11 protein-coding genes and 1 riboswitch are annotated in these 13,863 nt (G+C 68.4%); of the genes, 2 read left to right on the top strand and 9 right to left on the bottom strand.

What is annotated here, in order from left to right:
* The first annotated feature begins 114 nt into the window (after positions 1-114).
* On the top strand, positions 115-1,248 hold the full coding sequence (locus SI859A1_RS18645; RefSeq protein ID WP_050767595.1) for a YbfB/YjiJ family MFS transporter: 1,134 nt from the start codon (positions 115-117) through the stop codon (positions 1,246-1,248).
* Positions 1,249-1,275: 27 nt separating this feature from the next.
* Here the strand turns inward: SI859A1_RS18645 and SI859A1_RS18640 are convergent, their stop codons facing one another.
* From SI859A1_RS18640 to ugpB, 8 genes are all read right to left on the bottom strand, one after another.
* Positions 1,276-2,691, bottom strand: a complete 1,416-nt coding sequence (locus SI859A1_RS18640) for an alpha,alpha-trehalose-phosphate synthase (UDP-forming) (RefSeq protein ID WP_009211226.1) — start codon at positions 2,689-2,691, stop codon at positions 1,276-1,278.
* 78 nt (positions 2,692-2,769) lie between these two features.
* Complete coding sequence (gene otsB / locus SI859A1_RS18635; RefSeq protein ID WP_009211225.1) at positions 2,770-3,534, bottom strand: trehalose-phosphatase; 765 nt, start codon at positions 3,532-3,534, stop codon at positions 2,770-2,772.
* A gap of 104 nt (positions 3,535-3,638) precedes the next feature.
* Complete coding sequence (locus tag SI859A1_RS18630) at positions 3,639-4,472, bottom strand: N-acetylmuramidase domain-containing protein (protein WP_040326021.1); 834 nt, start codon at positions 4,470-4,472, stop codon at positions 3,639-3,641.
* A 129-nt stretch (positions 4,473-4,601) separates the two neighbouring features.
* Positions 4,602-5,897 carry a D-amino acid dehydrogenase gene (locus SI859A1_RS18625; RefSeq protein ID WP_009211223.1) on the bottom strand — a complete coding sequence of 432 codons (1,296 nt, stop codon included), beginning with the start codon at positions 5,895-5,897 and terminating at the stop codon, positions 4,602-4,604.
* 150 nt (positions 5,898-6,047) lie between these two features.
* Positions 6,048-6,137, bottom strand: a riboswitch (glycine riboswitch).
* A gap of 124 nt (positions 6,138-6,261) precedes the next feature.
* Complete coding sequence (locus tag SI859A1_RS18620) at positions 6,262-7,332, bottom strand: sn-glycerol-3-phosphate import ATP-binding protein UgpC (protein WP_009211222.1); 1,071 nt, start codon at positions 7,330-7,332, stop codon at positions 6,262-6,264.
* Between the two features lie 2 nt (positions 7,333-7,334).
* Positions 7,335-8,183, bottom strand: a complete 849-nt coding sequence (ugpE, locus tag SI859A1_RS18615; protein ID WP_009211221.1) for a sn-glycerol-3-phosphate ABC transporter permease UgpE — start codon at positions 8,181-8,183, stop codon at positions 7,335-7,337.
* Positions 8,184-8,201: 18 nt separating this feature from the next.
* Positions 8,202-9,083, bottom strand: coding sequence for a sn-glycerol-3-phosphate ABC transporter permease UgpA (gene ugpA, locus SI859A1_RS18610; RefSeq protein ID WP_009211220.1), 882 nt, complete (start codon positions 9,081-9,083; stop codon positions 8,202-8,204).
* Between the two features lie 108 nt (positions 9,084-9,191).
* Positions 9,192-10,499: a sn-glycerol-3-phosphate ABC transporter substrate-binding protein UgpB gene (ugpB, locus tag SI859A1_RS18605; protein WP_009211219.1), complete on the bottom strand. Its 1,308-nt coding sequence runs from the start codon at positions 10,497-10,499 to the stop codon at positions 9,192-9,194.
* 345 nt (positions 10,500-10,844) lie between these two features.
* On the opposite strand from ugpB, the gene SI859A1_RS18600 reads away from it, so the two are divergent.
* On the top strand, positions 10,845-11,975 hold the full coding sequence (locus tag SI859A1_RS18600; RefSeq protein ID WP_009211218.1) for a 4-hydroxybutyrate dehydrogenase: 1,131 nt from the start codon (positions 10,845-10,847) through the stop codon (positions 11,973-11,975).
* An 82-nt stretch (positions 11,976-12,057) separates the two neighbouring features.
* Here the strand turns inward: SI859A1_RS18600 and SI859A1_RS18595 are convergent, their stop codons facing one another.
* Positions 12,058-13,809, bottom strand: a complete 1,752-nt coding sequence (locus SI859A1_RS18595) for a DEAD/DEAH box helicase (protein ID WP_009211217.1) — start codon at positions 13,807-13,809, stop codon at positions 12,058-12,060.
* Positions 13,810-13,863 lie beyond the last annotated feature (54 nt).

Genomic DNA, 13,863 nt, shown 5'->3' with positions numbered 1-13,863 from the left:
GGGCGGCATGCGCCAGCGGGCATTTCGTCAGCCGGCCATATGGCCTACAAGCGGCCGACCGAGCGCCGTGCTCACCCCTGATGACCAGTGCGTGCCATGCACCCGACCAATCGAATGCTCCTCGGCGGTTTCCTGACGCTGGCCATCGTCATGGGCGTCGGCCGCTTCTACTACACGCCGCTCCTGCCTCTGATGCAGCGCGACTACGGCTTCGGGCCGGACATCGCCGGCATCGTTGCCGCGGCGAATTTTGCCGGCTATCTCGTCGGCTCGCTGATGGCGACCGTCGTCAGCCGGGGCGCCCCGCGGCTCGCCGCCTTCCGGGTCGGCATCGTCGCCAGCATCGTCACCACCTTCGCCATGGGGCTGACCGACGATCTGGCGCTCTGGCTGGTCCTGCGCACCGTCTCGGGCCTCGCCAGCGCCTTCGCCATGATCGCCGCAGCCGGCATGGTCGCCGAAGCCCTCGCCGCGATCGGCGCCGAAGCCCGGCTGAGCTGGATGTTCGGCGGGGTCGGCATCGGCATCGCGGGATCGGGGCTGCTCGTCCATTTCGCCGCGCCCTTCATCGATTCGGCCGGGCTGTGGATGGCGGCCGGCCTCTTGACGGCGATCCTTGCGCCCATCGTCTTCATCGAGATCGGCGAGCGCGACCTGCCCGCCACCCTGCGGGCACCCGACCCACGCCGCCGCGTGCCGCGACCGTTGCCGTTCTGGCCGCTGATGCTGAACTACAGCTGCGAAGGGCTCGGCTATTCCGTCTTCGCCACCTTCATCGTGGCGATCGTCAAGTCGCGGCCGGGTCTCGAAGGCATGGGCGACTGGGTCTGGATCATCGCCGGGCTGGCCGGCCTGCCGAGCTGCCTGTTCTGGTCGCGCATGGCCGAACGCTTCGGCTTCTCCGCCGCGCTGATGGCGGCCTATGCGGCGCAGATCGTCGGCGTCTTGCTGCCGGTCGCGTCGGACTCCGGCGCGGCCGCGCTCGTCGCCGCGGTGCTCTTCGGCGGCACCTTCATGGCCATCACCCTGCTGACCATTCCGCTGGGGCGGCACGGTCTCGGCGGTCGCGGCTTTGCCGTCCTGACGGCCGGCTTCGGCCTCGGCCAGATGCTCGGTCCGCTGATCGCCGGCTTCCTCGTCGCGGGCGACGGCAATTACGACATGGCGCTGGCCGGTTCGGCGGCCGTGCTCGGGATCGGCCTGGTGGCACTGGCCGTGGCGATCCGGATGCGGCCCGCCACCGTCTGACCCGTCATCATTCGCGGCGCTCGCCGATCACGGCTGCGGCGCGTCCTCCGGCAGGCTGGCATCGGCGTTTTCCAGCGCCTCGATGAAGGTGTCGCACCAGATTTCGGACGTGCCGGCAAAGACCGCCTCGCGCATGCCCTCCCAGCGCCGCTTGCGCTCGTCGAAGGGCATGGTCAGGGCCCGCTGCAGGGCGCTTGCGACATCGTCGGTGGAGTAGGGATTGACGATCAGCGCGTCGGGCAGTTCGGCCCGCGCCCCGGCAAAGCGCGACAGCACCAGGACACCCGGATCGTCGGGGTCCTGCGCGGCGACGAATTCCTTGGCGACGAGGTTCATGCCGTCGCGCAGTGGTGTGACCAGGCAGACCCTTGCCGCGCGGTAGATGCCGGCCAGCGCCCGCCGGGTGAAGCCGCGGGTCATGATCTGGATCGGCGTCCAGTCGAGGGTGGCGAAGCGGCCGTTGATGTGGCCGGCCAGTTCCTCCAGCTCGCGCCGCAGCTCGACATAGGCGCCGAGCTCGGACCGCGACAGCGGCGCCACCTGCAGGAACTGCACGTTGCCACGGTTCTCCGGATAATCCTCCAGCAGCCGCTCGAAGCCGCGGAAGCGCTCCACCAGACCCTTGGAATAGTCCATCCGGTCGACGCCGACGATCTGCAGCCGCTCGCCGGCGATGTCGCGCAGCATCTCCTCGTGCTCGCCGGCTTCCGGCGACACGGCGAACCGTTCGTAGCCGGGGGCGTCGATGCCGATCGGGAAGACCCGTGCCGTCACCACCCGGTCGCCGACCCGGATGCGGTTGTCCGACAGCTTCTGGCCGCCCAGCTCGCGGATGCAGAAGGCGAGGAAATTGCGCCTGTCGGTGTCGGTCTGGAAGCCGACGAGATCGTAGGCGAGCATCGCCCGGACGATGTCGTGGCTGGCCGGCAGCGCCGTGAAGATTTCCGGCGGGCAGAAGGGGATGTGCAGGAAGAAGCCGATGCGGCCTTCGAAGCCGCACTGGCGCAGTTCGGAGCCGAGGAAGAAGAAATGATAATCGTGGACCCAGACGATGTCGTCGTCGTCCAGCAGCGGCGCCAGCCGGGCGGCGAAGCGCTGGTTCACCGAGCGGTAGACACGCTCCGACTGCCGGTCGAACTGGGCGAGGTCGAGCCGGTAGTGCAGCAGCGGCCAGAGCGAGCGGTTGGCGTAGCCGAAATAGAAGCCCTCGAGCTCTTCCTGGTTCATGTCGATGGTGGTCATCGACACGCTGTCCTGCACCTCGGTTTGGGCTTCGCTGAAGGTCCCCTGTTCCGACGTGTCGCCGCTCCAGCCGAACCACAGGCCACCGCGCCGCTTCAGCGCATCCGACAGCCCGACCGCCAGACCGCCGGCCTTGCCCTCGTCATTGAGGGGGCCGACCCTGTTCGACACCGCCACCAGTCGCCGCTGCCCGTCCGCCATCGTCTCCCGTCTCCTGTTGCAAAGCCGGCTTCGGCTTCGTCGTCGTGATTGCCGTATGGTCCAGCCTGAGGCGCTCCCTCAGGAGGCCGCGGCGATCCAGGCGTGAACGGCGGCGATGTCCGGCAGCCGGAACTCCGCCACGCTGGTCTTCTCGGCGCCGCCCACCTTGATGGAGACGCCGCCCTGGTTGCGCACGTGGCGCAACGCGAATTCGTCCGTCGTGTCGTCGCCGACATAGACGGGAATGCGGCCGGCAAAGGGCGCATCCTCCATCATCGCGGCGACGGCCTTGCCCTTGTCCATGCCGGCGGGATGCACCTCGACGATGCAGTCGCCATGCATGACGACGAGATCGTCGCGGCCTTCGGTCGCCTGCGCCATGATGCGCTCGGCCAGATCCTGCAGGTCCGGGGCCGTGCGGTAATGCAGGACGAGGGCGGTGTCCTTGTCCTCCAGATGCAGGCGCCGGGCGGACTCGATCGCGCTGGCGATGCGGTCGCGCACCGGGTCGAGGGTCTCTGGGCCGGCCAGCATCTCCACCGCGCCGTCGGGGCTGCGCCGGCGCTCCAGCCCGTGGACGCCGGCCGCGGCAAAGCGGTCGGGCGACAGGAAGCGGTCGAGATCGGCGATGCGGCGGCCGCTGACGACGGCGAGCGCGCCGTCCAGCTTCCGGGCAAGACCGGCCAGCTCCCGTTGAGCAGCGGGCTCTATCGCCACGGCCTGCGGATCGTCGACGAGCTCGACCAGCGTCCCGTCGAAGTCCAGAAAGACGGCGTGACGGGTCGTGTCGAGGGCGGGGGGGAATGCGGATTCTTGTACCATCTCGGTTGCAGTACATAGCATCCGGAACGCCTGCGGCCACAGGATCGATACGAAAGTCGACCGGTTTCTCCCCGACCGCATGCGCCCGGAGAAGTGCCGCCGGCCGCGGATCGCGGCTCCGCCGGCTAGCCGGCCTTGGCGCAGGGCTTTGCCGAAACACCCAGCCGCGCCATGGTCGCGGCGTCCGCCGCCGCCGAGACCGGCAGGCCGTGGGCCGCCTGGAAACTCGTCAGCGCGGCCTCGGTGCCGGGACCGAAGATGCCGTCCACGACGAGGCGGTGGCCATGGGCGACAAGGGAGCCCTGCAGCCGGCGGACATGGTCGCCGCGCGCACCACGGCGTAATTCGCCGGTCGCCGGGTCCGTACCCAGGAGGCTTCTCGCCTTGTGCAGGGCGGCGGCGATCTTCTCGTCATAGCGATTGCGGCGATAGGCCGGGCCGTTGTAGCGGCGGGCAAAGCCGGCGACGTCGCCAGTGACCAGGCGGTCCGCGAGCCGTCCGGCGGCGAGAAACCGCGCCGCGATCTCGAACTGTCCTTCGGCCGAGGCGCGCGCCACCGCCGCGAGATCGGCGGCATCGCGATAGCCGAGCGCCTTCCAGTGCGAGCCCATCACCTGGCAAAGGCCCCAGGAGACGGACGCGGCGGCGGCCGCCGCATCGATCGCCGCCGCCGCGTCGAAGAGCTTCCAGCGGGCGCTCTGGGAGGCGGGATTGCGGATACGCCCGGCCCGCGGATCGGCCAGCCCCGCCGCCCGGGCGCGCTGCCGCGCCGGCTCCGACAGCAGCCGGTCGAAATAATGGCCCTCGAAGCGGATCAGCGGTTCGCGGCGATCGCCGATACGCGCGAACGCCACCGCGTTGGTTTCCACCAGCGCGACGGCGACCAGCACCGCCGCGTCGATGCCGCTCGCCTTCGATACATGGCGCGCTGCGCCAAGAACCGCCTGATCCACCCTCATCGCTCCCTCCCGTCCTGTCACCGCGACCAGTGTCGCCGGATCACGGCGGGCGGGGAGAAAACAACGGCCGCCCCTCAGGCGAGGGACGGCCGATATATGTAGGGGTCGATGGATGCCGAAGCCGCAACGTCAGGCGGCGGCGGGCAGGTCCGTGTCGGCCAGCATCTGCCGGAAACCGGCGGCACGCGGGCGCGCATAGCGAGCCTCGACCTCGCCGGCGATCATGTCCGCCGTCACCGCCGACAGGGTCCAGCCGAGATGGCCGTGGCCGGTGTTGTAGAACACCCCGGCAGCCCGGCCGGCGCCGACCCGCGGCATCATGTTCGGCATCATCGGGCGCAGGCCCGCCCAGGGCACGACCGAATCCGTCGCGATCTCCGGGAAGCGCGTGCGGCACCATTCGACCAGCGGCCGGATGCGGGCCGCCTTGATGTCGCGGTTCTCGCCGGCGAATTCCGCGGTGCCGGCGATGCGCAGCCGGTCGGCGCCGAGGCGGCTGGTGACGACCTTGGCGTGGTCGTCGAGGAGGCTCACCCACGGCGCGCCGGCCCGGCTGGCCTCGTCGGTCAGGTTCACCGTCACCGAATAGCCCTTCACCGGGTAGATGTTGACCCGGTCGCCGAGCTGGCGGGCAAAGGCGCGGCTGGCGACACCGGCGCAGACGACGATGCCGTCGAAGCGCTGCTGGCGCGGCGCGTCCTGTGGCCGGCGGCCGTCCTTCCAGGTCACGTCGACGCCGTCGGCGCCGCGCGAGGCGAGCTTGCGCACGTCGGCATCGAAGGCGAAGGTCGCGCCCTTGCGCCGGCAGGCCTCGGCGAGGTGGCGGGTGTATTTGTGGATGTCGCCGGTGAAGTCGGATTCGGTGAAGAAGCCGCCGACGAAATCCCCGCGGATGGTCGGCTCGATGGCGGCGATCTCGGCTGGCGTCACCGCGTCGCGGCGCAGGCCACCCTCGGCCAGAAGCCGGTTCACACCGGCCGCATGGGCCATCTCCGCGCGGCTTTCATAGACGTGCAGGATGCCGCGCTTCTCGGCATCGAAGTCAAAGCCCTCGCGTTCGGCCGCGTCCAGCAGATGCCGGCGCGCCGCGATCGCCAGCCGGGTGGTGGCGATGGTGTTGGCCTCGTAGCTGCGCGCGGCGAGGACGAATTCCATCATCCAGGACAGCTTGTGCCAGGAGGGCGAGGGATGGACGAGCAGCGGCGCATCCTTGCGCAGCATCCACTTCAGGCCCTTGAGGAAGGTGCTCGGCTGGTTCCAGACCTCGGCGTTGGAGGCCGAAAGCTGGCCGCCATTGGCGAAGGAGGTTTCCATGGCGGCATGGGCATGACGGTCGAAGACGGTCACGTCGAAGCCACGCTGGACGAGCTGATAGGCAGTGGTGACGCCGGTGATGCCGGCGCCGATGACGGCGATGGAGGTCATGACGATCCTTTCGCCCCGCCGCAGCGGGGGCGTCGTTCATGCCCCTCCCGTCATGAGCCTGAGAGCTTCGCGGCCGCGGAGGAATTTCCGGCGGCCACTTTCTCCTTCGGCGGACGCCCGATGAATGGCCGTCGCTCTTCGGAATTTGCAGAGACGCAGGCGGTCCTTTTGCCTGAGAGTTTCCGGGGCGGTTGCTCCTTCGGCGCCGGCCTTGCGGCCGGTCTCTCCCGCTAGCGTCTGTGGGCCCACAATAAGCTTTTCACAGGGCGCCCGCAAGCGGCTGCGTACCGGCGTCGGCGCATGGCCAGCCATGTCGACAGCGCGGGTATGAGCCTCGCGGTTGGCGGCTCGCTGACGGCGGGACTCAGTCGATGCGCAGGCCGCTCGAAGCGTCGAAGCGGTGCAGGGCTGCGTTCGGTGCGGCAGCGCGGACCTTCGTGCCTGGCTCCAGATGGCTGTAGCCGGCCACCCGCACGGCGATCTCCGGACCCTTGCCCGGCAACGCGCCATAGACGTAGCTCTCGGCGCCAACCACCTCGACGCCGGTGACGGTGAGGTCGCAGACGAACTCGCCCGGCGCGGCCGGTGCGTCGGCAAGAAGCCGCATGTGCTCGGGGCGGATGCCGAGGGTCACGCCGGAAGAGGTTGCGCCGACGCCGTCGAGACCGCTGATGCCGGCAACGCCCGCGTGGCCGTTGCCGAGCGGCACGAGGTTCATCGCCGGCGAGCCGATGAAGGTGGCGACGAACAGGCTTGCCGGACGCTCGTAGATCTCCATGGGCGAGCCGGCCTGCTCGATACGGCCGGCGTTCAGCACGACGAGCCGGTCGGCCAGGGTCATCGCCTCGAGCTGGTCGTGGGTCACGTAGAGGCTGGTGGTGGCGAACTGGCGCTGCAGCCGCCGGATCTCCGCGCGCATCTGGACCCGCAGCTTGGCGTCGAGATTGGACAGCGGCTCGTCGAACAGGAAGGCGGCCGGCTCGCGCACGATGGCGCGGCCCATGGCGACGCGCTGGCGCTGGCCGCCGGAGAGCTGGCCGGGCTTGCGCGACAGGAGCGGGGCGATCTCCAGCACCTTCGAGGCCTCCTCGACGCGCCGGGCGATCTCGTCCTTCGCCATCTTGCGGTTCTTCAGGCCGTATTCGAGGTTCTGGCGTACGCTCATATGCGGATAGAGCGCGTAGTTCTGGAACACCATGGCGATGTCGCGCTGGGCCGGCTCCAGATCGTTGACCACCCGGTCGCCGATGGTGATCGTGCCGGAGGAGATCGCCTCCAGCCCGGCCACCATGCGCAAGAGCGTCGACTTTCCGCAGCCGGACGGGCCGACGAGGACGACGAACTCGCCATCGGGAATGTCCAGCGAGACGCCCTTCACAGCCTCCACATTGCCGGCATAGACCTTGCGCACGTCCCTCAGTTCGATGCCTGCCAAGTTTACTTCTCCGCTTCGACGAGGCCGCGCACGAACCAGCGCTGCATCAGGACGACGACCAGGACGGGGGGCGCGATCGCCAGGATCGCCGTCACCATGACCAGATGCCAGGGCGTATCGGCGTCGGCGAAGGACACCATCTTCTTCAGGGCGATGACGATCGTGTTCATCTGGTTGTCGTTGGTGACGAGCAGCGGCCACAGATACTGCGTCCAGCCATAGATGAAGAGGATCACGAACAGGGCCGCGATATTGGTCTTGGAGAGCGGCAGCAGGATATCGCGGAAGAAGCGCATCGGGCCGGCCGCGTCGACCCGCGCCGCCTCCACCAGTTCGGACGGGATGGTCATGAAGAACTGCCGGAACAGGAGCGTCGCGGTCGCCGAAGCGATCAGCGGCAGGATCAGTCCGGCATAGGTGTCGATCATGCCGAGATCGACCATCACCTTGTAGGTCGGCAGGATGCGCACCTCGACCGGCAGCATCAGCGTAATGAAGATCAGCCAGAAGAAGGTCATGCGCAGCGGGAAGCGGAAGAACACGATCGCGAAGGCCGACAGGATCGAGATGACGATCTTGCCGACGGCGATGCCGAGCGCCATCACCGAGGTGTTGAACAGCAGGGTCCAGACGCTGACGCCGCCGATCCGGTCGACGCCGCCGAACAGCGCCTCGCCGTAATTGTCGAGGAACTGGTCGCCCGGCACCAGCGGCAGCGGCGGCCGCAGGATGGTCTGCAGCGTCTGCGTCGAGGCGACGAAGGTGTAGTAGATCGGGAAGGCGACGATCGCCAGGCCCAGCACGAGAAGCACGTGGGCGACCGGCCGGCCGATGGGGCTGCGCTCGATCATGGGCGGTGATTCCGGGGATCAGCCATAGTGCACCCGCCGTTCCACGTAGCGGAACTGCACCGCCGTCAGGGCGATGACGATCGCCATCAGGATCACCGACTGGGCCGCCGAGCTGCCGAGGTCGAGATTCACGAAGCCGTCGATATAGACCTTGTAGACCAGCGTCTCGGTGGCCCGCGCCGGACCGCCGGCGGTGACCGCGTCGATGATGCCGAAGGTGTCGAAGAAGGCGTAGACCGTGTTGACGACGAGCAGGAAGAAGGTCGTCGGCGCGATCAGCGGGAAGACGATGGTCCAGAACCGCTTGGTCGAGCCGGCGCCGTCGATCGCGGCGGCCTCGGTCAGGGATTTCGGGATCGACTGCAGCGCGGCGACGAAGAACAGGAAATTGTAGCTGATCTGCTTCCAGGCGGCCGCCACCACCACCAGCAGCATCGCCTGGTCACCGTTCAAGAGCGGGTCCCAGTTGTAGCCGGAGCGGCGCAGCATGTAGGCGAAGGTGCCCATGGCGGGGTTGAACATGAACAGCCACAGCATGCCGGCGACGGCCGGCGCCACGGCATAGGGCCAGATCAGCAGGGTGCGATAGAAGCCCTTGCCGCGCACCACCTTCTCAGCCGCCGACGCCAGCAGCAGTGCCAGCGCCATGGCGAGGATCGCGGTGGAGAAGGAGAAGATCGCCGTGACCTTCACCGCATTGAGATAGCCGGGATCGCTCAGCACCGAGCGGAAATTGGCGAGGCCGACGAATGTCGTCTTCAGCCCGAACGGGTCCTGGCGCAGCACCGACTGGTAGAGCGCCTGGCTGGCCGGCCAGTAGAAGAACACCAGCGTGATCGCCACCTGCGGCGCGAGCAGCAGGTAGGGCAGCCATTTGTTGGGAAAGACGGCTTTCGACACGGCGTCTCTGGGACTGGGCCGCCGCGCGTGGCGCGTGGCGACGGGAAAAGGGCGACAGGCAGAACGACGCCGGGCGGCCAGGCCACCCGGCGTCGGGGACGACGGCGCTTACTGCGCTTCGGCGATCGCCTCGTTGCCGAGTTCGACGATCTTGTCGAGGGCGGCCTTCGCGTCCTGCTGGCCCGACAGCATCAACTCGAACTGCTCGTTCTCGATGTCGCGAAGCTGCGGCAGGTTGGGCAGGCGCACACCCTTGGAGTTCTCGGTCGGCTCCTTGCCCATCATCTGCAGAATCGGGGTCTCGCGGCCCGGGTTCTTCTCGTAGAAGCCCGAATCCTTGGTCGCCTTGTAGGCGTCCATGGTCACCGGCAGGTAACCCGACACTTGGTGCAGGCGCGACTGGATCTCGGTCTGGGACAGGAAGTTGAAGAACTCCGCGATGCCCTTGTACTCCTCGTCGGACTTGCCGCCGAAGACCCAGAGGCTGGCGCCGCCCGGGATGGTGTTCTGCGGCGCGCCCTCGGCATTGGCGTCATAGGGAAGCTGGCCGATGCCGTAGTTCATGCCCGACTTGACGATGTCGCCGAGACCGCCGGAGGATTCCGTCAGGATCGCGCACTCGCCCGACAGGAAGAGCTGCTTGGCTTCCGAGGTGCGGCCGCCGTAGCGGAAGACGCCGTCCTTGGCGAGATCGGCGATGTCCTGGAAATGCTCGACATAGAGCGGCTCGTTGAGCTTCAGCTCGACGTCGGTGCCGGCCAGGCCGTTCTCGTTGGTGCCATAGGCCACGTTGTTCCACGCCGCGAAGTTCTCGAGGTGGATCCAGGTCAGCCAGGTCGAGGTGTAGCCGCACTCGGCAGCGCCCGATTCCTTGATGGTGCGGGCCGCGGCGAACACGTCCTGCCAGGTCTCCGGCGGGCTGTCGACGTCGAGGCCGGCCTTCTCGAAGATGTCCTTGTTGTAGTACAGGATCGGCGACGAGGAATTGTACGGGAAGGACAGCATCGTGCCGTCCGGCTTGGAGTAATAGGCGACGATGCCGGGCAGGTAGTTCGACTTGTCGAACGTATAGCCGCCGGCTTCCAGAACGTCGGCGACCGGCATGACCGCACCCTCGGCGCCCATCATCACGCCGGTGCCCACGTCGAAGACCTGGATGATCGCCGGCGGCTGCTTGGCGCGGAAGGCGGCGATGCCGGCGTTCAGCGTTTCAGGATAGGTGCCCTTGAAGACCGGGGTGATCTTGTAGGCGTCCTGGCTCTCGTTGAATTCCTTGGCGAGCGTGTCGACGACTTCGTTGTTGGCGCCCGACATTGCGTGCCACCACTGCAGCTCGGTCACGGCGACGGCCTGACCGGCGCCGGCGACCAGCGCGCCCATGGCGACGGCAGCGCCCAGAATCTTGCGGTTCATCATGATTTCCTCACCCTTGATGCGACTCTCGGGCCCTGTTGCCGAGCTCGTTGCAAGCCGCTTCTCTAGGAGTGCTTCAAAACCGATCGGTGACACAAGCATGAAGCTTCGATGACAGTGGAAAAACTCGGGCTGGCGGCTGTAATGACTGTGTTCTGACGCACGTCGTGCGCTTGTTGGCGGCCGTCAGCAGGATTCAGGCTTCGAGCTCCGAACCGCGTTGCGTTTGCCCGCGCCAGGCGCGGCGGCATTCCCAAATTCGTCCGCAAGGATTAGGACATGTCCCGGTGCGGGGCCGGCCGGAGGAGGCATGGCCCGGCGCCACGACATGCCATTGGGGAGATACGCATGGCCTTGATCACCTATCTGACGAAGATCCAGTTCGAGGTCGGCGCCGCCAGCCTGCTCGGCGCGGAATTGCGCGACCTGGGCGTGCGCACGCCGATGATCGTCGCCGACAAGGGGATCGTCGCTGCTGGGCTGGTGGAGCGCGTGCTGTCGGCCGGCGGTCTGCCCGCTGACACGGTGGTCTTCGACGGCACGCCCGAGAACCCGACCGAAGCGGCGGTGAACGCGGCGCTGGCGCTCTATCACGAGCATGGCTGCGACAGCCTCGTGGCGATCGGCGGCGGCTCGCCCATCGACCTGGCCAAGGCGGTGTCGCTGCTGGCCACCCATGCCGGGCCGCTGGAGCAATACGCCGCGATCCTCGGCGGCATCCCGAAGATCACCGCGAACAAGCCGCCGCTGATCGCCATTCCGACGACGGCGGGCACCGGCAGCGAGGTCGGGCGCGCCGCGCTCGTCACGCTCGACGACGGCCGCAAGCTCGGCTTCATCTCACCGCACATGATCCCGAGCGTGGCGATCTGCGACCCGGAGCTGACCGTCGGCCTGCCCGCGGCACTGACTGCCGCGACCGGCATGGACGCCGTCACCCACTGCATCGAGACCTATTTGTCGCCGCGCTACAATCCGCCGGCCGAGGCGATCGCGCTGGACGGGCTGGCCCGCGCCATGCGCTGGATCCGCCGGGCGACGGAGAAGGGCGACGACATCACCGCGCGCAGCGAAATGATGATGGCGGCGCTGCAGGGCGGCATGACCTTCCAGAAGGGGCTCGGCGCGGTCCACTCGCTGTCGCATCCGCTGGGCGGATTGAAGAGCGTGCGCCTGCATCACGGCACGATCAACGCCATCCTGCTGCCGGCGGTGCTGCGCTACAACGCGCCGTCCGCCGAGGAGAAATACCGGGCGCTGGCCGGTGCGATGGGGCTGGAGGCGGGTGCCGATCTGGCCGCGGCGATCACCGCGCTCAACCGCGATCTCGCCATGCCGACGACCCTGTCGGAAATGAACGTGCCGCGCGACTGCTTCGGCCTCGTCGCCGAGGGGGCCGAGCGCGACCATTCGACGGCCACCAATCCGCGGCCGGCCGTCGCGGCCGATTTCATGAAACTGCTCGAAGAGGCCTATTGAGCAGAAAGGCGCAACGCCTCGCTCAAAAGGTCCTCGAGGAGTGACGAACCGGGCGCTGGGCGCCCGGTCGTCATTGGCTGGATCAGCCCTTCGGCTTGGGGCGCGGGCGGCGCGGCTTGGCGCTGCCGGGACCGGTGCCGCCCTTGCGGTTGAACGGCTTCTTGCCGCCCGGCTTGCCGAAGCCGCCCTTGCGGTCGGAATCGCCCCCGCCCGGTGCGCCCGTCGGGGAGATCGTGATGTCGTCGCCGTCGCTGACTTCGGCGGCGTCGGCAAAACGCTTGGCGACGCTCTCGGAGATCTCGAACTTCGTCTCGCGATCGAAGATCTTGATCATGCCGATCTCCTGCCGGGTGATCTTGCCGCGACGGCACAGCAGCGGCAGGATCCACTTCGGATCGGCATTGTTGCGCCGGCCGACATCCATATGGAACCACACCATCGGGCCGCTGGCCTGATCGCGCTCCTTGCGCGGCGTGCGTTCCTTGCCGGCGAAATCCTTGCCGGCCTTCGGGTCGGGGCCGAAGCCGGGATCGAAGACGTCCTCGGGCGCCGGCAGGCGCGAGCGATAGAGCCGTGCCAGCGCCGCGGCGATGGTTTCCGGCGAATGCTTCTCCAGGAGGCTGCGGGCGGCGGCGAGATCGTCCTCGCCGGGCTCCTGCGCCAGCACCGGATCGGTCAGGAGCCGGTCCTCGTCGAGCTTGCGGATCGCGTCGGCCGAGGGCGTGCCGCCCCATTCCGCCCGGATCCGTGCTTCGGCCAGAAGTCGCTCCGCCTTGCGCCGGCGCGAGATCGGCACCAGCAGCACCGAGATGCCCTTGCGCCCGGCGCGGCCGGTGCGGCCGCTGCGGTGCTGCAGCGTTTCGGCGTCGCTCGGCAGATCGGCATGAATGACGAGGGCGAGCCCCGGCAGGTCGATGCCGCGCGCGGCAACGTCGGTGGCCACACACACCCGGGCGCGGCCGTCGCGCAGCGCCTGCATGGCCTGGTTGCGCTCGGCCTGGCCAAGCTCGCCCGACAACGTCACCGCCGAAAAGCCGCGCTCCAGAAGACCGGACGACAGATGCCGCACCGCCTCGCGGGTGTTGCAGAACACGATCGCGCTCGGCGCATCATTGAAGCGCAGGACGTTGACGACGGCGTGTTCCAGCTCGTTCGGCGCGATCCGGATCGCCTTGTATTCGATGTCGGCATGGGCGGCGCTGCTGCGCGTCGCCTCGATGCGCAGCGCGTCGCGCTGGTAGCGCTTGGCCATGGACGAGATCAGCTTCGGCAGCGTCGCCGAGAACAGCAGCGTGCGGCGCTCGCGCGGGGTGGCTTCCAGCAGGAACTCCAGATCCTCGCGGAAGCCGAGATTGAGCATCTCGTCGGCTTCGTCGAGCACCAGCGCCTTCAGGCCGCCGATCTGCAGGGCGCCGCGTTCCAGATGATCGCGCAGGCGGCCGGGCGTGCCGACGACAATATGGGCGCCCTGGGCCAGCTTGCGCTTTTCGGCGCGCGGATCCATGCCGCCGACACAGGTCACCATTTCGGCGCCGGTCTGGGCGTAGAGCCAGGCGAGCTCGGTCGTCACCTGCATGGCGAGTTCGCGCGTCGGCGCGACGATCAGCGCCATCGGCGCGCCGGCCGGGCCGAAGCGCTCGGCCTCGCCGAGCAGCGTGGGGGCGAGGGCGAGCCCGTAGGCGATGGTCTTGCCCGAACCGGTCTGGGCGGAGACGAGGAGGTCGCGGTCGGCCGCCTGCGGCTCGAGGACGGCGTCCTGGACCGGGGTCGGGTCGACGTAACCGCGCTCTGCGAGCGCGTGAGCGAGTGGCGTGCTCGTCGTGCGAAACGGCATCTGGTAATCCTTGGGTATCGGCAGTGGCGGCGGCAACGAGCACGCGCGCGAGTG

Source organism: Aurantimonas manganoxydans SI85-9A1 (assembly GCF_000153465.1).
Classification (GTDB): Bacteria; Pseudomonadota; Alphaproteobacteria; order Rhizobiales; family Rhizobiaceae; genus Aurantimonas; species Aurantimonas manganoxydans.
This window is presented reverse-complemented; position numbering and strand designations above follow the sequence as displayed.

Bases quoted from the DNA above. Each gene is read 5' to 3' on its own strand.
- SI859A1_RS18645 (WP_050767595.1), top strand. From the start codon at position 115: ATGCTCCTCGGCGGTTTCCTGACGCTGGCCATCGTCATGGGCGTCGGC.
- SI859A1_RS18640 (WP_009211226.1), bottom strand. From the start codon at position 2,691: ATGGCGGACGGGCAGCGGCGACTGGTGGCGGTGTCGAACAGGGTCGGC.
- otsB (WP_009211225.1), bottom strand. From the start codon at position 3,534: ATGCTATGTACTGCAACCGAGATGGTACAAGAATCCGCATTCCCCCCC.
- SI859A1_RS18630 (WP_040326021.1), bottom strand. From the start codon at position 4,472: ATGAGGGTGGATCAGGCGGTTCTTGGCGCAGCGCGCCATGTATCGAAG.
- SI859A1_RS18625 (WP_009211223.1), bottom strand. From the start codon at position 5,897: ATGACCTCCATCGCCGTCATCGGCGCCGGCATCACCGGCGTCACCACT.
- ugpE (WP_009211221.1), bottom strand. From the start codon at position 8,183: ATGATCGAGCGCAGCCCCATCGGCCGGCCGGTCGCCCACGTGCTTCTC.
- ugpB (WP_009211219.1), bottom strand. From the start codon at position 10,499: ATGATGAACCGCAAGATTCTGGGCGCTGCCGTCGCCATGGGCGCGCTG.
- SI859A1_RS18600 (WP_009211218.1), top strand. From the start codon at position 10,845: ATGGCCTTGATCACCTATCTGACGAAGATCCAGTTCGAGGTCGGCGCC.
- SI859A1_RS18595 (WP_009211217.1), bottom strand. From the start codon at position 13,809: ATGCCGTTTCGCACGACGAGCACGCCACTCGCTCACGCGCTCGCAGAG.